This window comes from Rhizobium sp. BIGb0125 (assembly GCF_024810055.1).
Classification (GTDB): Bacteria; Pseudomonadota; Alphaproteobacteria; order Rhizobiales; family Rhizobiaceae; genus Agrobacterium.
Genome location: NZ_JANUDV010000004.1, coordinates 269,566 through 290,544, shown reverse-complemented (window position 1 = coordinate 290,544; position 20,979 = coordinate 269,566). Strand labels below are relative to the sequence as shown.

The window sequence follows — 20,979 nt, the reverse complement described above, 5'->3', positions numbered from 1 at the left end:
ATGTGTAGCGAATTTTCAAGTCACGCTGGGAGGGCTTCCCTTCACTAGACCGTTGCGTGGCGGAGTATGCGGAGGATTTTCTCCTCCTTCTGTGCAAACTCAGGTCGTTGTCTCGCCGAATGGCGGAGATATCAAGCGGGCAATTGCGACGTAGCTCAGGCTCTGACCTAAGCACCTTGTCCCGTCGAAAATGGCCCCTTAATTCAAGTGATAATGCCACCTTCGGACAATAGACTGTAGTTGGCGCTATGCTACCTTAGGTGGAAACAAGGTGATTCTGATGTCTTCCGCGCCAAAACCCAGTCTTCATATTCGAGCCAGTTCTCTTGGTCCGGTTGCGCAACTGGACGCAGACCTCAGCAAATTTTCCCAGAATCTTATCTACGCACGTAACGGCACCGGGAAATCCTTTCTAACCCGAGCATTGCGATATCTCGATCTGTATGGCGACGGTCAGGATATACAGGAGGCCCCGACCAATCTGATCTCAGAGGAATCTACCAACGGACACGGAATGTTCGAGGTATCTCAAGGTGACGCCAGCATTGGCAAGCTCTCCCTCAATTTGGCTAGTCGCGAAGCCACTCCACATATAGGCGACCGCATCTTCCACGTGTTCTCGGAAGACTTTGTTCATTCCGAGCTGAGACAGACGAACTTCGTGGTGGACGGGAACATTGAAAGCAAAATTACGCTCGATCATTCGATAATCAGCACCAAAGAGGCGGAAGAAAAGGTGCAGCGGGCAGAAAGGCTTCTGGCTGAATCGACCTCGGCATTGGAACATGTACTTGGGGAAGCAAAGGAAGGGCAGCTATTCAACAAAGCAGGTGTCAATCGCCGACTTCGGGAATATACCGCCATTCAACTCTCGGAACTATTGTCCAGCCACACAGTCCTGCCAGCACAGCCGGCACGGAGTTTCGCAAACGTCCTGAGCGACCTTGATGCTCTCAAGAGTGTGCCAGCGGAACCGGACTATCCTGGCAACATAGAAGGTATCACGTTCAACGCATCCGTTATTGACACCGTGATCGTCAACCTTTCTCGGATGACAACGCCGTCCAGCGTCGCGGACGAGATCAAAACGAAGATTACAGCACACCACGCTTTCATCGAAGCAGGAACCGAATTGGTGCAGGCCGGAGAGGGGACGTGTCCATTCTGCGCACAGTCAGTTGAGCATCCGCCCGCAAAGGACCTCATCGCGTCCTATATCGCTTTCTTTGCTGATGCCGAAGGCGCTCACAAGAAAGCGCTAAGGGAGGATTGGTCCAAAGTGAAAAGCCTCAGGAGTGCGGTCTCTGCTTGTGAGAGTTCGTATTCTCGGAATTTCTCGAAATACGACAGTCTTAAAAAGCTCGTGCCATCGCAGAAGAGTGTCACTCTTCCGGATCTACCTAGAGAAGCGCAGGCAGCCGACATTCTGCTCGGCGCGTATTCCCAAGCGATCGAGGCAAAAGGCACCAGTCCAGGTGAAGAGGTGAGCCGTCCGGAAGGCGATGTATCGTCCACAATTGCGACCTTGCAGCAAACGATCGGCGAAATAAACCACGCGTTTCTAGCATTGCGAAATGCGATTGGCGCGTCAGATGCTGAGCGCCGAAACCTCCAGCGCGAGGCTTGCGATACATTTGCCGTCGAATTTGTGAGGTCTAATTGGGCACCTTTCGCCGCCGTCTTCCGTGGTCAGGAAGATTTGCGGATTGCTGCCGCTGAACTTGCAACACTCGAGAAATCACAGCTTTCCGACAATGCAAAGGACCGCGTAGCAACTACGTTCGAGTCATTGATCGTCACCTTTTTTGGGCAGAAGTATAGCTTTGACAAAGCCTCATTCACGCTCAGGCGCGACAATCGCGAGATGCTTAGAGGGCCCAGCCGCACATTGAGCGATGGCGAGAAAACGGTGATCGCTTTCTGTTATTTCATTTCATGTGTCCACAAGAAGATAAAGGCGACGTCGGACTACGGGAAGCTTTTCCTGGTATTTGATGATCCCATAACCTCGATGTCGTATGACTATGTCTTCGCAATAGCCCAGACTTTGAAGCACCTAAATATCTCTGCCACAGGCACGGTCTCGATCAATCCGGCGGACATAAACAACGGCTCCCTGCGACCTGAGTTGCTCGTTTTCACCCACAGCAGTTACTTCTACAACATCTGCGTAACCAACAGGGTTGTGAAGGAGGAAGGCGCATTCTTTCTTCATAAGGTCGGTCAGACGCACCAATTGTCAAAGCTCAAGAAATACATCGCTCCATTTGAAGAGCACCTCCGTGAAATAGTCGGCGTTCACGGCGGGTCTGAGCCGAGCCACACTGATAGCCTCTCTAACTACATCAGCTATCTGGCTGGCGAGGAGGGCTTTGAGATCAAGAGCGTGCTCATCAACAATCTCTCTCATGGCACCTATTACGACGAGACGCCCAGCCCCGATGAGCTCAAGGACGCGTGCGATGAGACAATTCGGATAGTTGAGAGATACGCAAAAGGTCAGCTTGAGGTAGCGAGGGCACTTTCACGTGTTGCTTGAACGTATCGTCTGAAGCAACTGAAAACTTTGATTTATTTTCCCACCTTAGCCTACTTTTTTGCGGACGATTTTAGTAGGTTGCTCCGGGGGTGGGCTACGCGTTTCGATGCCTACGATCTCATTGCCTAGAAGCGAGCTTCCACATGCGCGGTCCGTCACATAATTCAAAGCTTCCGTTTCCCATGACCTACCGTGGTGTGACGTACATTGGATTTCGCCAACTCATGTCGTCCCTCAGCCCTCCGTCCCCGGTCAAAGAGGTCACCGTAACTGGTCGCCTGCGCCGTTTTTTCAACGGTGGCGGGAAAATTACCGACGAAATCTTGGACGAGATATTCTACCTCGATGCAAAGCAGTACCAATCCAAATACGGCAAGCGTGTCACGTGGGTAGAGACGCCCGACGGACCGCGGTCTGTAGATACTCTCTACACCGAATACGCCTCCCGGGATGGCGTTATACCTTACCATGTCTTCCGGACGCGACTTAAATCGATGGAGAAACGATCAGTTCCGGTCACGTCGACGCTAATCGATACTGCGGCTTCATACAGCCAAGCGGACTGGATAACTGAACATGGTGGCGGTCGCCGAAAACGATTTGTCTACAATGGCGACCACTACCCCGATCGACGAGGCGAATATACCGCGTTTACTTCCTTCCTGAAGGCGATAGACCGCTACGACGAGCGGGAAATGATGCATGCCAGGTTGAAAGCGAAATGGGCGATTGACGACATGCTATCCGAGCCGCCCATGTCCGATGGCGCTCCTGGTTACATCTATAAGATCACGGACACCACAACGGGGAAAGTCTACGTTGGATTGACCGTCAACAAACCTGATGTTCGTTGGAACCAGCATGTTCAGACGGCGGCTAGGGGAGGAGGGAGCCTGCTTCATGATGCCATACGTCTAAAGGGAGCAGAAAACTTCATGGTCGACGTCCTTGAGGTCGTGGAGAGCGGTGAACACAAGCTCGCCGAACGGGAATCGAGTGGATGCTTAATCTGAATACGATGCATCCCAACGGATTGAACGCCAGGGCCGGAGGGCAAATCGGCTCCTATGACGGGAGAGCGGTCGAATGGGAGGGAAGAAGTTTCAGGTCTATCGCGTCTATGCGTCGTGTAGTGTCCATAGCGACCGGGCTTCCAGAGCATGTCGTCGAAAGCCGGTTCAGGGAGGACAAGCCGTTGCCCGTCAAAGCCCGAAAACAGAGCAAGCATCCTGACGCCGGTTCGGCGCTTTTTCGACAGCATCTAGGTATTCTCAAGCGGGCCCGAGACAAAGGCGACACCGTTGATGCTGAATGGCTCGATTATGATCGCTTTAAAGCCGACATCAGTGGAAAACCGGGGAAGGGACGGCTCACGCGTATAGACGAGCAGAAACCTTGGGGACCAACTAATTGGACGTGGATGGACCAAAGGGGAATCATCGCACGAACCCACGGCAAGCCAATCGAGGCGTTTGGTAAGGTCTGGCCCACCCTCGAGGATGCTCTAAGGGAATATAAAATAGGCAGCGGCACCTACCAATTTCGCATCAAGGCAGGGATGTCAGTGGAAGCCGCCCTGTCGACACCAATCGGACCCACATCAAAGAAAGAGTTTACGTTTGAGGGTGAAACTTGGCGAAGCAGGAACAGAGCGTGTGTCGAGCTTGCGGCCAGGCACGGGATAACCGCCGACAAGGTGAAGGATCGGCTCGTACGGGGAATTCCGCTGTCAAGTTGGAAGCAGATGGACGAGAAAAGCTGAAGGCTCGCGAAGAATAGGGGACTTCATCGCCTGGCGAGGCCGTGTTGCTACCGAACGATGTCTATTATGAAGCGAGCGACTTTGATTTGAATTCGCTCACACGCCAGTTTCGGATTACGGCGAGTGCAAGGTAGGCAAGCCGCATTTTGTGTCTTTTGCGGCGAAGAAGGCCTTCGTGCCGAAGTCTAGGATGCGATTTTGAGCTGTTGAGCGGCCGGACTATCAAAGACACGGATTTTCCCGCCCTCGTTCGCAGAAAGCATGAAACTAGGCCGACCTTCGCTGGCCAACAATGCCGCGCATAGTACTCCGCTCTTATAAGCTCCGCAGTCCAAGTTGATACGGTTGACGTGAACCTCAGGCAGGCGGCTGTCTGTAACCGTATGACCGTGGACGATCGTCTTACGGAGCGGGTCTCTGTGAGCAATGAGCGCCTTGCTGTCCCAGCGAAGCTTATAAGGGTCCTGTTGATCCATTGGTATCGTTGGATCAATACCAGCATGAACCAAGACAAAATCCGGAAGCTCGAAGAACGCGACCGCATTGCGGATCATGGCTATGTGGGAGGCCTGCTCAGTCCTCAGTATTTCCGCGAGTTCATCTCGAAGTAAGACGAAATTGTCTTCGCCCACGAAATCGTAACCCTTGTAACCGTAGGAGGCGACGGTGTTGAGGCCTCCATTCCAGCACCAGCTTTTCGACGAAGCACTTCCGCCATCGACGAACCTCAGCATAAGGTCTTCGTGATTGCCCAAAATCATACGAGAGGCGGGGTTTCGGGCAAGCTCGCTTTCCACCATGTTGAGGCAGTCTTTCGAATCCGGGCCTCTGTCAATGATGTCTCCGAGAAACACCACCTGCGCATCCGCGTGGTGCGCTTGGATATGCTTGAGAAGCCCTTCAAGGAGGTCGGCGCGCCCATGTATGTCTCCGACAGCAATCGTTTCCATTGAAATCCCCATATTCCTTCTGCTTCCATATGGGAGCGACAGTGAGGAACGCGTTTAGCGGTTATTTCAACTTTTAACGGAGGTGAAAATTTTGCTCGACGGAAGGACGTGTGGCCAACCTGAAGTCGGTAATCGATCAGTCTTCATTCCTAACAGAAGGGTCGGATTGGCAAAATATCCGCTCAACCCTCTGTCCGTCAGCGAGACCAGAGAGTTGGCATCTGAGGCACCAATATTGGAGCGCTCCTTACGTCAACCCATCCTTCCAGGCGTCGGCGGTCGTGTCGATCTTTTCTGGGTACCATACTCCGCAAGAGTGGTACCTGCTGCTGAGATTGCTCGTAGGAGTGCGGGGTCGTTCAAAAGCGATGTATCGCCATCGAAAAGCTGCTGAGCCGCGACCAGATCGATCTTTTCCCGTAGAGGAATGACGCCTACGCTGATACGCGAACCCACTTTCATCGCATCAGCGTAAACGCAGGTCCCCATAGTCCTCCACGCCGGCTCATCGCAGACAAATGTGATCTCGGCGCAGTATCTGCCGTACGAGACGATTTCACGGACGTAGAAACCTTCAACCTTGCTCCGGGGCTGGAACTCAAGATTAAGTTCGTCGGCAGGATCGAATTCAATATAAGTAACGCATGCAGGGATTTCGGAAAGCTCGATAGTCGCACGCGCTTGATCACCACTATCACCGAAGGTTGATTGCGAAGCTCTTTCACCGTCGATATGCCAGTCAGCGATAAGGCTTTCCAGGTGACGGAGCCTGAGGTTACGCTCGCCTATGATATCGATTGTCGCGCCACTGTGCTCGATCTCTATCAACCTAGAGGAGGGGTTCGCGGCCGCTCCATGTTTGGTAATGCCTGGGCTAAGTCGTTCCAACCGCGCGAGTTGTGCACGGAAAGCCGCCGGGTAACGGTAAGGATGAGGGGTTTGCATTCTTCTTGCTCCTGAATGGCATCAGGAAAAGTGGCAGGTAGTGATGCAAGAAAGAAGCGCAAGGTATAATCGTGCATCCGGGCATCCAGTTACCGCGCAATATCGCGTTTATATTACGTAATAAATTAGCAATGCCTCAGAATAATGCTGCAATCCACAGCATATATGTTATTTATTATTCAATATTTCAAATTACTATATAGACACTTAGAATAATATAGTATTTTCTTATAGTTCTTAAATTACCAATATCTACGCAAAACATCGCATATTTTTGATATATACTTAAATTGGTTTATATTCTTTTTTTGTACTCAGGACCTAATTTGACTTTCGGACATTTCATTTGGATTCCTACATTTGCAGAAACAGGACACTTCAACTTTGCGGCTACAATGCATAAATCGCATAACCTTGATTATGGAACACGCCGGTCATTTCAGAAGTGTTGCTTTTTACGGTACTGACCCTTTAAGCTTAAATAGCAAAAACCGTTAAAGGTCATTATGTTCGTTGCATTTCTTCGAGCCATGCTGCAGTTAGCAGCGACTGTTCGAGAGTAAGAAATGATGCCCGTCAATCTGAATACAATGTACCTTCCGCCATCGATACGCGGCCTTGTTTCTGTCAACTCTTATGGAACGCCAAGGTTCTGGGCGACTGTCTGGAGCGACGTCTTAAAGACCAGCCTCTCGGCTTCGACGCGCCGCAAGCACTTGTCGGCAATTGACCGCCTCTACCAAGCTGTCCACCGTCAACGCGGCAAATATTTCCCCATCTTCGATACTTTGTAGGGCAACCGTTTCTCGGCAAGCGCAAGTTCTATAATCGCTGGATGAGGATACACCTCGATGAGTGCGGGTCCGTCGATTTTGCAAGTCGCAAGGGAGTAACCGATGCGCTCAAATGCTTTTCGAAGGTCGTCGCTAGTTTTGCCTGGACGCAGTTCGCTGGGTGTATGAGTGATAGCATGCCGTGCACCATACGTTGACGATATGTTGTTATCCGAGGTCCTCCGCCCCACAATCGGTTCTAAGGATAGCGGCATGTCAATTGCGACTAGGGTAAGAGAGGAACTTAGCTTTCTCTCGGCAGCTTCAACCAAAGCGTCAGCATCGGGAACCGATCCTCTATGACGTAAAACTTCAATAGTAGGAACGTCCTCTAAAAAAGCTTCATAAGAGGCGGACGCTTTGACCAAGCGCCACTGGGTTCCGTCGTCAGCGAGCAAGGCGATTCCGCTAGGCTGAGAAAGCGTCCACGCAGCATCGATGCCGAGGACCGCACGGACCGTTTCCATCAACCACCAACCTTTTCCGTATTGAGAACCTCTGTAAGTTTAAGGCTAACGCCACTCTTCATTACGATGTTGAGTGTCCGGATCATGTCAGCACATTCTAGTAGCGTGGCGCGTTGTTTAGAGGTTTCGTGCGTATCCAAATCGGCGGCGGTTGAAGCTATTCTAATAATTGCGTCACCCGATGTGCCAAACTCAGGAATACCTACAATTGATCTGAGATCACGGATCACAACAACCGAGCGGAAAAGAAGGTCGGATATTACATCCGTTGTTGCAGAGTGCTCGCGGTTAGCATGCCACAGGAGCTCTGCGACGATCTTGGTTGTATCACAGTAAGATTGCTGCAAGTCTCATTCACTCCAAACGCGCTCGTTGATGCTCGGCATTGACGAGATTCGGAGCAAGGTACGGAAAACCAAAGACCACTTTTTTGCACCAACCGAGGGCGCTCTGCAAGAACCGTAATCCAGAACTTGCGACCGCTTCCAGATGGATATGAAGCGCGAACGGATTGCGGATTATCTCTAATCGCAACGGCCGTCAGAGTTTCCCAACGGCGGCAGAAACTGGATTATCGATGATCAACGACACAGGGAACATCTTCTTCTTTATGCTACGGCGATAACTCCTAAACCCACACACCATTGTATATCTGATCAGAATATCACTTTCGAAGTAATATTGGTTGTCGCTCGTTTCTCCAGCCCGATATTGGCGACATGCTCGGGAAATCTCCCTCCTCGCCCGAGCTGCGGACCGTTAGTCCGCATTGCCGCCCCGCCTTGGGGCGGCTTTTTTGTTTCTATTATACTTCCATGGCCACGCGACCTTTGCCGTGAAATGTCATAACCATTTGCGGCTCACACCAAGGAGCCGAAGGAAGCTCCGATGCGTCGCGCTAATAGACTGTTACTCTCGTGAAGCCTCTGAGCCGGGTGAAAAGTACACGCGCCTCATTACACCTCCGTATATCTGAAGTTTCGTACACAAAGAAAGTATGATCCCATACTTCACACACTCGGAGGGAATAAGATGCGAACTCGCCGTTACAAATCGCAGCAATCCTCGACTTCTGAATACAAACTCGCCGTCAACGCGATAACGTTTCTCGTTTTCGTTCTCTTGGCTTACCTGTTGATCTGTGTATCTACGGCAAAAACGCCGACCACTAATGGCTTCCCCTCAAAGGAAGCTTCGCAGAAACATGCATTGCGCATTCATGAGCTAGCTGCGATTTATTCTGCAATACAAGTTGCTTCTGGCCCGAAGTAACTGATGTTATGGGAGGTTTTCAAATTCCTAAGTAATACACCAACGACACATACGCCGATGAATATCGGATGGTAAATCTAATCGAGGATTTCGGAAGGCAACTCACGTTCGCGGTAGAGTAAATCCGATACTTGCACCAAGGCCCTTGTTTTCAGCATCTATGCGCCCGCCATGCTTGACGATGATTGTACGGCAGATGGCAAGCCCCATTCCCGTACCTTGTTGTTTGGTAGTATAAAAAGCGTCGAATACCCGCGATAGGTCAGCTATTCCACCCGAGTCGTCCACTACACAAATTCGAACGGTGTCATCAGTACAAACGGTTGCAACTTGAATAATCGGTCGCTCAATCCCAGCTTCGATCCCCGCTTCCAGCGAATTGCGAAGCAAGTTCATTAAGACTTGTCGAATTTGCAACGTGTCGACGACCGCCCACGGCTCACATTCATCAAGCTCCTGAACGACTATAGCTCTTCGCGAGGGATCGACGCTCATAAAAAGATGGCAAACATCTTTGATTATCGCGTGTATGTTTGCCCGAACTCTCTCTTGCTCGCCAAGTTGAAACATCGAACGCATGGTTTTGACTATTTCTGAGGAGAGTAATGCGTCCCTCAATACGTTTTCAGCACTAATTAGCGCTTTGTCGACGTTGGGAGGATTCGCGACCAGCCACCGCCGACACGCATCAGCATTCACGGCCAATGCAGCTAACGGTTGGCTGACCTCATGCGATATTGACGCGGATAGTTCCGCCATGGTGGCAATTCGGGCGACACGCTCTAGCTCACTCGTCGCTGTTTGAAGTTTTTCATTTCCGCGAACGTCGTCATCGATGTCGATTGCAAAACCATACCATCGTATGACATCGCCGTTCTCGTCCCTCAAGGGATGAGTGCGCCCCTGCAACCACCTATATCCACCATCGGTGCGCCTCCTATAGCGCTCCATCCACCCCTCACCCGTCCTCATGCTGGTGATTATAGCCTGCTCTAACCGTTCCTGATCATCAGGATGGATCACGGTTCGCATCACAGACATGATGGCCTCATGGGGGTCATCCATCGCAGGTACGACAAATCCAGGAAACTGTGCAGATCGCTGATTGAAGAACGTGACCTTGCCATCGAGCTCAGTCTCCCAAATAACGGCGGGAATTGTGCTCACCACTAAGCTGAGTTGATGTTCCCGATCCTCCAAAAACTTACGTGAAGCAACCGCTTCTTCGTAATCTTTGCGTGGCACCGTCACTAAACCGCGTTGATCAAGATACTCCGAGAACAAATCGTTGGTTATTGTCAGCACGCTCCCTAACCAGCACGAGCGTCCGTTATCCATTCGTAACGGCTTAGCGCTGATGTTCACCCACTGCTGAGCATCACAATTGCTTTTCAGCCGATGAACTGTACGGAATTCAGATTGCGCAAGATGTGATAGATACCAATCTCTGATCAACTTTGACAACTTGTCCGAAGCCAAGAACCTGAGGACTTTTCTTGTTTTGATAAATGTTAAGGCGGGTTGCTTGAGGAGCTCGGCCAGTGTCTTGCTCAGTACAAAGCATTTTTCGTTTGGAAAAAAAGCCCAGCCAGCACCGGGCATTGTTTCAATGTGACTGAAAATATTGTCATAGTTCACTTTTTGATGTCCAGGTGCACTCATCAGTCGCACTTACGCCCCCGCGTTCGGTCCATAGATCATCATAAATCCTGAACGCATCACCATAGGCAAGACAAGAATCTGACATCTGCGGTCAAGCTGCTACGAGGATGGCACATACCTGCGTATAGCTTGCTGTACCACCACGGCCCAGTAACTCTAGGACGAGAGAAATTTGGACGAGACAAATGAAGTATGTTGTTGTGGGTGGAACGGGCTTGATTGGCGCGAAAGTCGTAAAGGCATTGACCTCTCAGGGTCACATGGTGATTACGGCAGCGCCAGAGACCGGAGTAAATACGGTCACCGGTCATGGTTTAACCGAAGCGATGACTGGAGCCCATGCAGTATTAGACGTCACGAATTCACCTTCGTTTGATCCAGCCGCGATACTCAGGTTTTTCAAAGCGTCGACATTGAACCAATTGGGAGTGGAAAGACGAGCCCGAGTACCACACCATATTCTCCTCTCTATCGTTGGCACCGAGAAATTGGATGGCAATGCCTACTTCAAAGGTAAAAATCTCCAAGAAAAACTCGTTAGAACTTCGGGCAGGCCGTACACAATCGTTCGGTCGACACAGTTCATGGAATATTTGGGCACTATCGCCGACCTCGGTGAAACCAGAGGACAAATCCGGGTTTCAACCGCAAACGTCCAAATGATCGCAGCGGATGACTTGGTGGATGCACTTTGTAATGTTGTGACAGGCGACCCATTGAACGGGATCCTTCAGGTGGCGGGTCCAGACCGTGAACCAATGAGTGAAGTGGTGACGCGTTACCTCCTCGCCCGAAATGATATCAGAACTGTTAGCGCCACCCCAGATGCCCTCTACTTTGGTTCGAAGCTTGAACCCAATACGCTCGTTCCCGAGGGAAAGGCTTTGATTGGGAAAACACATCTTGATGACTGGCTCGGCGCAACTGCCACCTAACAGGCCGTAGAATTACGCCCCAAAGCAGCTCGATTACACGACCTCACACTAGTCGCGCTTTCACGAAGTCCAACTTAGGGATTCATCCGATGAGCACTACCCAGACTACATCCCACAGCGAGAAGATAAAATCTTACGACAAATCTTACGCTATCTCAGCACTCGTTGGACGTTTCCTTCTCAGTCCGATTTTCGTGCTTTCGGGCATTGGCAAGGTCACTAGTCATGAGACCTACCTCAGCTATATCGCTGCCTTTGGTATGCCGTTTCCTGTAATCTGCTTAATAGGCGCTATCGCGATAGAACTCGGTGGAGGCCTAGCTCTTGCTATCGGATTCAAGACGCGTACCGCGGCACTAATCCTGGCGCTATTTAGCCTGTTTACTGCCCTTGTCTTCCACAACGATTTCTCTGATCAGAACCAATTCCTACACTTCTGGAAAAACATCGCGATAGCTGGTGGACTACTGCAAGCAACCGCCTTTGGCGCTGGTATTTTTAGCCTCGACGGCTTTAGCACCCGAAGAAGATAGCCAGCTCGCCAATCGACATAAGTATGACCTACCTTCGAGAACAACGCATACGCCGCCCTTCATACCATCATGTCGTCTGCATAGGTCATACTCTTAAAACGAGCCAACAGCTGGTTCAGCAGCTGACGGCTCGTCAGCAGTCTCGCATCATTTAATCAACCTGACCTCATCAACATCTTTCCGAACAGCGAACGCGGATCGCAGTCACGAATGTATATTCAATCTCAACAATTGGATGAGTAAAGAAATGGATCAAGCAGAATACGTCGACACGGAGCGAGTGACCGAACCTTGTACGGTGATAATCGCGGATCCCTTTGTCGAGAAAACCGCCTCAATCGCCGCTGGCATACGTGCTCGCGGCATGCACGTTCTAACGTGTACTACCCTTAGAGACGCATTATCTGCCTGCCATGATTGTCGACCGTCTTTTGTACTGACGGAATTAAGATTTCCAGATGGTCTCGGATTGGAGCTCGTCAAATGGACCTCCGCTCAACTGCCGAAAACGAGAACAGTCGTACATACTTGGTTTGCAGACCTCCCGACCGCAGTTATTGCTGCAAAAATGGGAGCTTGCGATTTTGTACCAAAGCCCACGGATAAAGATTTCTTACTCAATATATTGCTACTTGGATCACGGAGTATCGCAATTGATTGTCGAATAGAGAGAGCCGATCGTATAAGGCAGGAGCATATTGAGCACGTCATGCGGTTTAACAGTGCAAACATCTCTAGGGCCGCACGGTATCTTCATCTGGACAGACGATCCCTCCAGAGAATGCTCAAACGATACGAAGCAGAAGCTTAATCCATTAAGACGAACTTGATCATTGCACAAAACCAATCCACCACCGCCAATTAAAGGTTGCAGGGATCGCGTAAATAAAGAACATCAGTTTAACGTCCAATTTTTCCTGTTACGTAAGGATATCTCTCTTCGTGAGTATTGACCGACTTACACTGCACCTTATCCATGTTTTTGACTATGATCACTCATGAGTTTTATCTTCCTCAAGAGCTCGCACACAATTTCGCAAAGCGGCCGCGCAAAAGTCTTAACGCAATCCTGGTGATGGTCGAACTCCCTCTCATCATACAGTCCACGCTCGATATCCAGCAGACGGCGAAAGGCAATATGCGAAATTCTCCAGCCTCCAGCAGTCAGAGGTAAAATGAACTTGGGTCCTGCGCCTTCGAACATAGGAGGAACTAAGTGTTCACTTAAGAACAGCGTAGTGCATTTTTCAAAGTCTCCAGACACGTCTCCAGTACGTACAGACCCAACAGCAATTATCACACGCTCGCGTTCACACTTCGCACGGTTTTCTTGCTCACTTATACTCGTGGTCGACGCCGTATCGTTTTGAAACGATTCGACAAATTTACCTGTGCAATCGTGGAAAAGTATTCGAAGGGTTTCCAGCTCAGACTTCAACGGGTGCTCACCGACTATCGAAACGATGCCACATCGGCTTATTGCATTGGCGACCTGCCAAATTACATCGTCCCAAACCTTAGCTTCGTAGCGATCGGTTCGGTTGCAATAGGCAAACGGAAACGGAATTGAACCTAATTGCTTCAGGTCCTCTGCGGAGCAATGTCGGATGTCAGAGACACTTCGACTTGCAAAGAACGCGGGACCGACAGATTCGCGGTGAGCCTTCTTATCGTTCGGTCTCCGAGATCGGTCACCATTTTGTTGCTCAGATGCGATCATCAACTCCATGGTTCACCCCCACTTGATAACCCGGCAATCTTATACTTCCCACTGTTATTGAGGGAGTATACGGACGTGTGTCTATCGAACTCCGAGACGACATTGAGTAACGGTGGAGTTAAGGCGTGATTAAATTTTGCCCGATGGAAGCCGACCTAAGCGTTAGGCCGCACCGCTGCCTTCACCAGAGATGGCCACCCATGGCGTAAAGCTCATGCGTAGATTGGCAAAATAAATGAAGCAAGCTTGCAGCACTGAGGTGAACAACTCTAGTAGCAGGTCGCTCCAGCGTGAAAAATTAGGATGTGTTGCGCTCATAGGCCGATTGCTGACTAGACTTCTAAGAAACCATGAGCGCTTTCGCGAACGGCACCCCTTTTGTCTTCAAATTCAGTCATGCCAGATCATTAGGTATACACCGGTCTATATAGATCACTTTACAGCTTAGTGTATCTTAGTCCTTGCAGTTCGACACTATGTAGACCGCCTCTACATACTGAGATTAGGCCATCCCCCTCGCAAGCCATCTCATGCGAACAGCAACCCAAAGCGGGGTCGTCCATCCCCCAGGTCGACCCCGTTCTTCTTTTCACTAGGACGAGCTGGGCTACCTACTAAATTGACTGACCAATCAATTGTGTTGTTCTCAGTCTGACAATATAAAAGAAAATTGTGACTGGTCGGTTTAGAGATACACCTGACAACATTCGTAGCTAGTTCTAGCGACGCTATTTCCAGCACCACGATAAATAACGACCGGTGCGCGACGTGGCTATCGACCGCGTCCCTTTCAGTTATGTTGGTTCAAAACAGTCGGATCGGCGGCACCTAATAGATCATAACGTCGTACTAATTCACTTAACGTACGGCATTCCATCTTTTTCATCATTCTACCGCGATGCAACTTTACCATTATTTCACTGATCCTAAGTTCCCACGCGATTTGTTTGTTTAGCAGACCATCCGTGACGTATTTTAGGACTTGCCTCTCACGTGGCGTCAGTTTTTCGAAGCAGCGATTTGCCAGTTTGAGATTTAGTCGATCGGTCCTTCGCTCCCCATAGAGATCGATTGCCTTGATGGCTGCAGCGATCATAATGTCACTGTCAAAGGGCTTCAGGAAAAAATCTGTCGCTCCGGCTTTCATCGCATCCACCGAGATTTTTACATCTTCAAACCCTGTTATAAACATAACGGGATGGCTGCACCCCATTTCGAACAGTCTGTGTTGAAGTTCTAGTCCACTAAGGTCAGGCATGTTGACATCGAGAAGTATACAGCCAGGACGTTCAGGGTTAAAACCAGCAAAAAACTCGATAGCACCATCGAAAGCCACTGCATGCATATCGAAGGATCCGAACAGATCAACAAGTGATCTGCGAATTGGTTCTTCATCATCGACGATTGTGATCAGCGGAACCATGTCGTGCATTTCTGAACCATTCAACATCTCATCTCTCCCTAATATTCAGACCGACTGAAGGAACTCGCCTGTTCTTTTTCAGGCGGTAGCGACAGGCAGCCACGCCTCAAATACTGCTCCCCCACCAGCAACGTTCGTGACGGAGATTGCTCCGCCGTGGCTTTGCAAAATGGAACGACATATCGAAAGTCCCATGCCCATCCCCTCCTTGCGGGTCGTAAAGAAACTCTCAAATATCTCCACCGCAAGGCCGTCCGGTATGCCAGGACCACTATCAAGCACTTCTATGAAAACCCGACCATTATCATACCGGGTCGAAACCCGAATGAAGCCCGCCTGATTATCCGATCGCTCAATCGCCTGCATCGCGTTGATCACGAGGTTGACCACCACCTGTTGTATCTGGACCGGGTCAGCCTCAACATCCGCACACGCCGCCGCCAGGACACTTGTAAGCTTCACAGACCGGCGGGTTGCCTCCTTCTTCACGAATGTTAGGGCACCTGCCACTAGGCGATTAACGTCGCAGTGCTGTCTCTCGGACATGGTCTTGCTTGCCATTTCCTGAACCCGCTTGACGACGTCATTGGCGCGACTAACGCTTTCTTCAATTCTGTCAACAAGCTCTCGGACCTTGGGGAGGTTTGGATCGCTCCGCGAAAGCCAGCGCGCAGCAGTAGCGGCATCATTCGCAACGACGGACAGCGGTTGCCTTACCTCATGAACAATCGCGCCGGAGAACTCACCAAGAATCGATAATTTTGAGAAATGTGCGAACTCAGATTCCATCTTTCGGAGCTCTCTCTCGATACGAACTTGCTCAGTCATGTCGATAATCATTAGTACCGACGTGTCAAAGTTTGAGGCGTCTTGTGGGAAAGACACCATGAGAGCAGCGTCAACAATACGTCCGTCGAACGTTCTGATTTTGAGCTTTTGGTAGTGATTTGGACGACCACGAAAATGCGCGGACATGACGTTTGATGATGCTTCGGGTGTTCCTGCAAAAACGTAGGCAACAGGTGCAAGTAGCTGTGAGGATTCCGTTGCTCCAAAAAGCTTTAGCGCTACATCATTTACTTCTCTTACAACTACCGAATTGTTAGCCATCTCGACAAGATGGGGGTTTCCCAAAAGGAAAGCATCAATGTCGTCCACGCCACTGCGTTTTAGGTTGGAGAAAGTCTCCTCAACCTCGCTAGCATCGACCTGCAGCACCGCAGCGGGCACATTGTTGAAAAGTGTACGGTAGCGGGCCTCGCTAACCTGAAGCTCCTCTAACCTTCTGCTCACTTCGCTTAGACTGGTTGGGTCAACGTTCTCTTCTGCAAACGCGCTTACATTCATGAAAATCACTCCCCCGTTCATTCGCTTTCGCGGAAATCAGGGATTGAAAACCGATATCCACGCTGAATCCAACTATCGAAAATGTAAGACAGCCCACACCGATCGACTGCGATTACGAACATTGTTTTGAAAAAATTTGATGAAAAATCTAGGTTTGTATTCTGTGTTCAAACGTGGCATGCCCCCGGTATAGGTATCGCACTCCTTTTCCCTCGGCTGGTCCCTACGATCGGCATAGGAATTTTCGACGACGTCAGAACTCGAGTCTGAAAATGCGGTCGTCGCCCGTGCCAACGGCGAGCGTAAGGAACTCCACCTGCATAGCCTTCTGAATTGCAAACTATAAAACGCAACCAATGCGTTTCCTTGGACAAAGTATATAGTCCGCAAAGAGCGTCGCCAACCTAGCTGGTAGGTTAGGTTGAAACACAATGTCTTCCTCTCTCAATTGTCGATGACTGAAATTGATCAGTGGATGCCGCACTTTCAGCCGTCAAATTCATCGAGGATAACCATCCCAAACACACATAAAGACCAGGGTACACCTACGTATGCTAGTTGAGCACTACATCGCCACTTAGTGTGTTCCTGAACCGCATTATCGGTAAGAAATCGATGTTGCTGCCTGTAGTAACGGGAGAAAGAAATGACGGTCTCTCAGACATCCCAACCGCAATCATCTGTACTCGATACATCTCCCGCGTGCCCACTTTCTGTTACTGGTTGTCGCGTCGAAGACAGCGAGCGACGCGAAAACTCTGGGAAAGAGAGTGGACACAGTACGTCAACTTGCCTCGAAATAACCGTCATGGATCTTATCCAGATCCCTTAGTCGATCTCGTTAATCGTGCTGACGGCGTCAGCAATGAAGCATTCGCAGAGTTGTTGTTAAGTGCTGCGCGGTGGCAGGGCCGAAGGTCACACAAGTGAAGTGTCCAGAAAACACCTTAAACGTTGTTGGCGATTAACCTGAATGCATTTTGACAAATTGCCCGGCCACGCGCCGATATATGGCACCCAGTTTCAACAGCACATCGTAGCCACGCTCCTGAGAACACATCTCAATTAAAGAATGCTCGGATCCGTGCCGCCAAACTGATCAAAAGCGATCAGCATTCATACTGGCACATCACTACCCCTACCTACGACCTTTTGGATCAGTTGCAGAAGAAGGTGGGTATCAATTGGCTTGGGTAGAAACCCCGCCGCACCTAATTTGAAGGCATTGGCCTGCATCTGCTTGTCAGCGTACGATGTCATGATCAGGATCGGCGGACAATTTGGGTAGGATTTAAGCAAGCCGAGCATTTCTATACCCGAGGTTCCCGGCATCCTGACGTCGGCCAAAATGCACCCTACAAATCTATACCGTTCGCTTCGCAGGAAGACGTCTGCTGAACTAAATAACTCACTGGAAATCCCTGCTGTGTCCAGGAAATCCTTGATCGAGTTGCGTAGGTTGATGTCGTCTTCGATGATAGCGACATGCGCTGCACAGGAGCCTGACATTTGAAATGCATCACTTTTCAACGAGGGATTTCGGATGTGCGAGGCATAAGCAGAAGGCTAAAAGTCCTCGCTCGCTTGTTGGTTAGTATGAGGCTGGAATCCTAATAACGGCAGGTTTGTGGTTGTCTTACTTCGTGGTCATAAAAGAATTAATCTGTAAGCTTTCCACGGTATCGTCAACAAAGATGGTTCACAATACGTCCAACACCTACACCCGTTTCGGCCCATCTAAAGTTTATCGAAGTCACCTGCGACGATGTTGCCGGATAGCTACCGGTCAACATAGCACAGCTGAGAGTAGCATCTTTCCCATAGCTTAACTTTCACTGGCTCGATCACTGCCGATCATTCTTTACGGATGTCGTACGTACGATCATTTCACCATCGAAAGCGCGCTTTGTCTGCCCCCCGTCTATGGGAAGCGTAAAACTAACGACCGCTCCACTCTTGCCACGGTTGGCAGCGCTTAGTTGGCCACCGTGAGCTTCGATTATAGACCGGCAGATCGCAAGCCCGATACCATGTCCTTCGACTTTTGTTGTATAGAAAGCGTCAAATGCCTTTTCTGGAGCCGCAAAGCCAGGGCCGTTGTCACGAACAGACACTTTCAGTATCTCTCCCACCAAATTATTGGCCCGAATTTCAATGGATGGTGCGCGAATTTTGGTTCCTTCGAAAGCCTCAATACTGTTCTTCAGCAGATTTAAGACAACTTGCTCAATCTGCATTCGGTCGGCCAGAGCGTCGGGAAGATTTCCATCAAGTATGATATTCAACTTAATTTTTCCTGCGATTAAGCTATCCGCAAGGGAACTCTTCACGTACTCGATTACTGATCTAAGCGAGACGGGATCGCGTCTATACGCAGATTGAGAAAAAATTGTGCGAATTCGGTTGACTACTTCCGCAGCAACCTCCGCATCTCGGACGATCCATTCTGCGGTACGTATCGCACGCTCAAAATTTGGTGGTTTGGCATTCAACCAGTTCTTAAAAGCCGTGACATTCGATACGACGCCCTGCAGGGGCTGATTTAGATCGTGGGCTATAGAGACTGAAAGTTCAGAGAGACTTACTGTCCTTGAGGCCCTAGCCAATCGGTCGTCGGCAATTCGAAGTGCCTCACGAGCTTTCACTTCATCGTCGATGTCCAGATTTACTCCGTACCACTGAAGCACCTTGCCATCATCGTCCAAGAAAGGCTCACTACGGTCTTCGATCCAACGATAGACGCCGTCTACTCTGCGCTGTCGATAGCGCATAGCGTATGCCTTACCTTTCTGGCGAGCAGTAGCCCAACTTCTTTCGACGGCCTCTTTATCATCAGGATGGACAAGGTCGTTCGTTGCTAAGTTCATTTTAGTCCGTGCGCCCTCGGTTTGGTGAAACGCAACGAGCCCATTGTTGTCAACCAGTCTCTTGTTCACATAAACCGGATGTCCTTCGTCGTCAGAAAGGACAATCCCAACGGGCACACTATCAATCAAATTTTGGAGATAGCGTTCGCTTTCCCGCAGTGCAGTCTGGGCTCGCACTTCATCTTCGATATCAATAGAAACGCCGTACCAACGGATTATGGCACCTGCCTCATCTCTCAGAGGTTCGACGCGCGTGTCTAACCAGCGAAACTGTCCATCTTTTCTGAGGAGCCTACCTTTTGTATGGAGGGCAGTACCATGTTCGAATGCATTCTTGAACTCTGCGGAAATACGCTTGTTGTCATCTGGGTGGATCAGTTCTGCATATGTCGGGCGCGTACCTGACTGTTTTGTCAGATCCTCTTTTGGTTCGATACCCGTCCACTCGACCATGCGCTCATTAAAGTAATAAACGAAACCGTCCCCCGACATCAGCCAAATAAGAGATGGCACGGTGTCGACGATTAATCGTGTTTCCGTCTCGCTTCGTCGCAATGCATTCAAAGCCTCGATCTCGTCATTAATGTCGAGTAAGACTCCGTACCATTGGACTATGTCCCCTTCCCTATCCAATAGGGGTTGAACAGTGACGTTCGTCCACCGGTATGCCCCATCTGCGCGTCTGTTCCGATACTTCAGACGAAAGGACTTGCGTGCAGAGAAGCGCCGATTCACGGTCTCCTGTACCTCGCGCTGCTCGTCAGGATGGACAGCAACCATGAGAAGATTATCTAACCCGTCTCTCTCCAGTTGCTCTTTTGATACACCGAACCAATCGACCAGTTGCTTGTTTACATACGCGGTCTTGCCATCAGGGTATGCACGCCAAATAAGAGCCGGAACGGTATCTGTTAACTCACGTAATTGCTGTTCACTCGCCTTCAACGCCGCCTCAGCGTCTTTTTTATCGGTTATATCCACCGTTGATCCATACCAGGCGGTGATTTCGCCATTTTCGTCTCGCGAAGCAATCGCAGTGTCACGAAACCATCTGTATGTGCCGTCGAAACGCCTGACTCGTTGCTCATCGATCAGGGGCTCACCTGTTTTCAGGCTGTTGTGCCACAATGCGATACTTCTCGCTCGGTCATCTGGATGGATAAATGGCTCCCACCATGCGGTATTGGTGCCTTCCATACGCTGCTTCATTTCTTCTGGCGTGATCCCGACAAATTCTGTGGCAGCAGGGTTGACAAACCGCATTCGTCCGTCTGGGTAGGCCGACCACCCTAGACCAGGAATGTCCTCTAGGGTCGGCCGCACCGTTTTGTAAACTTGATCGTAAAATGAAATCGAACGATATGACGATATTACAGCCCAAATTCCAAACGTGGTAATGGCGTAAGCCATCCATCCACCAACATTCGCTGTAGCCAAAACACCCTCTGCCCATAGAAGAGCAGCGGCTGCGATACTCATCCCAAACGCAGTTGCTGCGCCCCACCTCCAACCGAAGCAAATTGTGGCAAATGCCACTGCGACCAAAAGACCGACTGGCTCATTCAGTATGATTGCGGCTCCAACGCCAACTGCACTAGCTGAGATAGCAAACAACCGACGCTGCTGAGAGGTTTGGAAATCCATCATACCTTCCAGGAATGATGCGAGGACGCACCGGGCTAAGATAGCGGATCAACTAGTGATTAAGATTAGGCTATACCTTG

Annotated in this window: 16 protein-coding genes; 6 read left to right on the top strand and 10 right to left on the bottom strand. The window is 50.1% G+C overall.

Going from position 1 to position 20,979, the window contains the following annotated elements:
- The first annotated feature begins 280 nt into the window (after positions 1-280).
- The 3 genes from M2418_RS13025 (at position 281) to M2418_RS13015 (ending at position 4,301) form a co-directional block, all read left to right on the top strand.
- The gene (locus M2418_RS13025) at positions 281-2,539 is read left to right on the top strand and encodes an AAA family ATPase (protein ID WP_259146997.1); all 2,259 of its coding nucleotides are present in this window, start codon (positions 281-283) and stop codon (positions 2,537-2,539) included.
- A gap of 224 nt (positions 2,540-2,763) precedes the next feature.
- The gene (locus tag M2418_RS13020) at positions 2,764-3,552 is read left to right on the top strand and encodes a GIY-YIG nuclease family protein (protein WP_259146993.1); all 789 of its coding nucleotides are present in this window, start codon (positions 2,764-2,766) and stop codon (positions 3,550-3,552) included.
- A gap of 182 nt (positions 3,553-3,734) precedes the next feature.
- On the top strand, positions 3,735-4,301 hold the full coding sequence (locus M2418_RS13015; RefSeq protein WP_259146991.1) for a hypothetical protein: 567 nt from the start codon (positions 3,735-3,737) through the stop codon (positions 4,299-4,301).
- A gap of 185 nt (positions 4,302-4,486) precedes the next feature.
- Here the strand turns inward: M2418_RS13015 and M2418_RS13010 are convergent, their stop codons facing one another.
- The 5 genes from M2418_RS13010 to M2418_RS12990 all read right to left on the bottom strand — a co-directional run bounded on the left by M2418_RS13010 (position 4,487) and on the right by M2418_RS12990 (position 10,430).
- The gene (locus M2418_RS13010) at positions 4,487-5,251 is read right to left on the bottom strand and encodes a metallophosphoesterase (protein WP_259146989.1); all 765 of its coding nucleotides are present in this window, start codon (positions 5,249-5,251) and stop codon (positions 4,487-4,489) included.
- Positions 5,252-5,503: 252 nt separating this feature from the next.
- Positions 5,504-6,196 carry a hypothetical protein gene (locus M2418_RS13005; RefSeq protein ID WP_259146988.1) on the bottom strand — a complete coding sequence of 231 codons (693 nt, stop codon included), beginning with the start codon at positions 6,194-6,196 and terminating at the stop codon, positions 5,504-5,506.
- Between the two features lie 754 nt (positions 6,197-6,950).
- The gene (locus M2418_RS13000; protein ID WP_259146985.1) at positions 6,951-7,496 is read right to left on the bottom strand and encodes a DUF429 domain-containing protein; all 546 of its coding nucleotides are present in this window, start codon (positions 7,494-7,496) and stop codon (positions 6,951-6,953) included.
- Positions 7,496-7,843, bottom strand: a complete 348-nt coding sequence (locus M2418_RS12995) for a hypothetical protein (RefSeq protein ID WP_250985344.1) — start codon at positions 7,841-7,843, stop codon at positions 7,496-7,498. Before M2418_RS12995 ends, M2418_RS13000 begins: the two co-directional genes overlap by 1 nt.
- A 1,027-nt stretch (positions 7,844-8,870) precedes the next feature.
- Positions 8,871-10,430 carry an ATP-binding protein gene (locus M2418_RS12990; protein ID WP_250985343.1) on the bottom strand — a complete coding sequence of 520 codons (1,560 nt, stop codon included), beginning with the start codon at positions 10,428-10,430 and terminating at the stop codon, positions 8,871-8,873.
- Between the two features lie 185 nt (positions 10,431-10,615).
- On the opposite strand from M2418_RS12990, the gene M2418_RS12985 reads away from it, so the two are divergent.
- The 3 genes from M2418_RS12985 (at position 10,616) to M2418_RS25790 (ending at position 12,709) form a co-directional block, all read left to right on the top strand.
- Complete coding sequence (locus tag M2418_RS12985; protein WP_250985342.1) at positions 10,616-11,365, top strand: SDR family oxidoreductase; 750 nt, start codon at positions 10,616-10,618, stop codon at positions 11,363-11,365.
- Between the two features lie 89 nt (positions 11,366-11,454).
- Positions 11,455-11,898: a DoxX family protein gene (locus M2418_RS12980; protein WP_259146982.1), complete on the top strand. Its 444-nt coding sequence runs from the start codon at positions 11,455-11,457 to the stop codon at positions 11,896-11,898.
- A 235-nt stretch (positions 11,899-12,133) separates the two neighbouring features.
- Complete coding sequence (locus tag M2418_RS25790; RefSeq protein ID WP_352230598.1) at positions 12,134-12,709, top strand: response regulator; 576 nt, start codon at positions 12,134-12,136, stop codon at positions 12,707-12,709.
- A 159-nt stretch (positions 12,710-12,868) separates the two neighbouring features.
- On the opposite strand, the gene M2418_RS12975 is transcribed toward M2418_RS25790, so the two are convergent.
- From M2418_RS12975 to M2418_RS12955, 5 genes are all read right to left on the bottom strand, one after another.
- Positions 12,869-13,627: a hypothetical protein gene (locus tag M2418_RS12975; RefSeq protein WP_250985340.1), complete on the bottom strand. Its 759-nt coding sequence runs from the start codon at positions 13,625-13,627 to the stop codon at positions 12,869-12,871.
- A gap of 781 nt (positions 13,628-14,408) precedes the next feature.
- Positions 14,409-15,068: a response regulator transcription factor gene (locus M2418_RS12970; RefSeq protein WP_250985339.1), complete on the bottom strand. Its 660-nt coding sequence runs from the start codon at positions 15,066-15,068 to the stop codon at positions 14,409-14,411.
- Positions 15,069-15,119: 51 nt separating this feature from the next.
- Complete coding sequence (locus tag M2418_RS12965; RefSeq protein WP_259146979.1) at positions 15,120-16,388, bottom strand: sensor histidine kinase; 1,269 nt, start codon at positions 16,386-16,388, stop codon at positions 15,120-15,122.
- Positions 16,389-17,504: 1,116 nt separating this feature from the next.
- Positions 17,505-17,918, bottom strand: coding sequence for a response regulator transcription factor (locus M2418_RS12960; RefSeq protein WP_259146976.1), 414 nt, complete (start codon positions 17,916-17,918; stop codon positions 17,505-17,507).
- Positions 17,919-18,232: 314 nt separating this feature from the next.
- Positions 18,233-20,899, bottom strand: a complete 2,667-nt coding sequence (locus M2418_RS12955) for a PAS domain-containing protein (protein WP_259146973.1) — start codon at positions 20,897-20,899, stop codon at positions 18,233-18,235.
- Positions 20,900-20,979 lie beyond the last annotated feature (80 nt).

Coding starts and splice junctions, on each gene's coding strand:
- M2418_RS13020 (WP_259146993.1), top strand. CDS start 2,764: ATGTCGTCCCTCAGCCCTCCGTCCCCGGTCAAAGAGGTCACCGTAACT.
- M2418_RS25790 (WP_352230598.1), top strand. CDS start 12,134: ATGAGTAAAGAAATGGATCAAGCAGAATACGTCGACACGGAGCGAGTG.
- M2418_RS12970 (WP_250985339.1), bottom strand. CDS start 15,068: ATGTTGAATGGTTCAGAAATGCACGACATGGTTCCGCTGATCACAATC.
- M2418_RS12985 (WP_250985342.1), top strand. CDS start 10,616: ATGAAGTATGTTGTTGTGGGTGGAACGGGCTTGATTGGCGCGAAAGTC.
- M2418_RS12990 (WP_250985343.1), bottom strand. CDS start 10,430: ATGAGTGCACCTGGACATCAAAAAGTGAACTATGACAATATTTTCAGT.
- M2418_RS13025 (WP_259146997.1), top strand. CDS start 281: ATGTCTTCCGCGCCAAAACCCAGTCTTCATATTCGAGCCAGTTCTCTT.
- M2418_RS13005 (WP_259146988.1), bottom strand. CDS start 6,196: ATGCAAACCCCTCATCCTTACCGTTACCCGGCGGCTTTCCGTGCACAA.
- M2418_RS13010 (WP_259146989.1), bottom strand. CDS start 5,251: ATGGAAACGATTGCTGTCGGAGACATACATGGGCGCGCCGACCTCCTT.
- M2418_RS13000 (WP_259146985.1), bottom strand. CDS start 7,496: ATGGAAACGGTCCGTGCGGTCCTCGGCATCGATGCTGCGTGGACGCTT.
- M2418_RS12975 (WP_250985340.1), bottom strand. CDS start 13,627: ATGGAGTTGATGATCGCATCTGAGCAACAAAATGGTGACCGATCTCGG.
- M2418_RS12980 (WP_259146982.1), top strand. CDS start 11,455: ATGAGCACTACCCAGACTACATCCCACAGCGAGAAGATAAAATCTTAC.
- M2418_RS12955 (WP_259146973.1), bottom strand. CDS start 20,899: ATGGATTTCCAAACCTCTCAGCAGCGTCGGTTGTTTGCTATCTCAGCT.
- M2418_RS12965 (WP_259146979.1), bottom strand. CDS start 16,388: ATGAATGTAAGCGCGTTTGCAGAAGAGAACGTTGACCCAACCAGTCTA.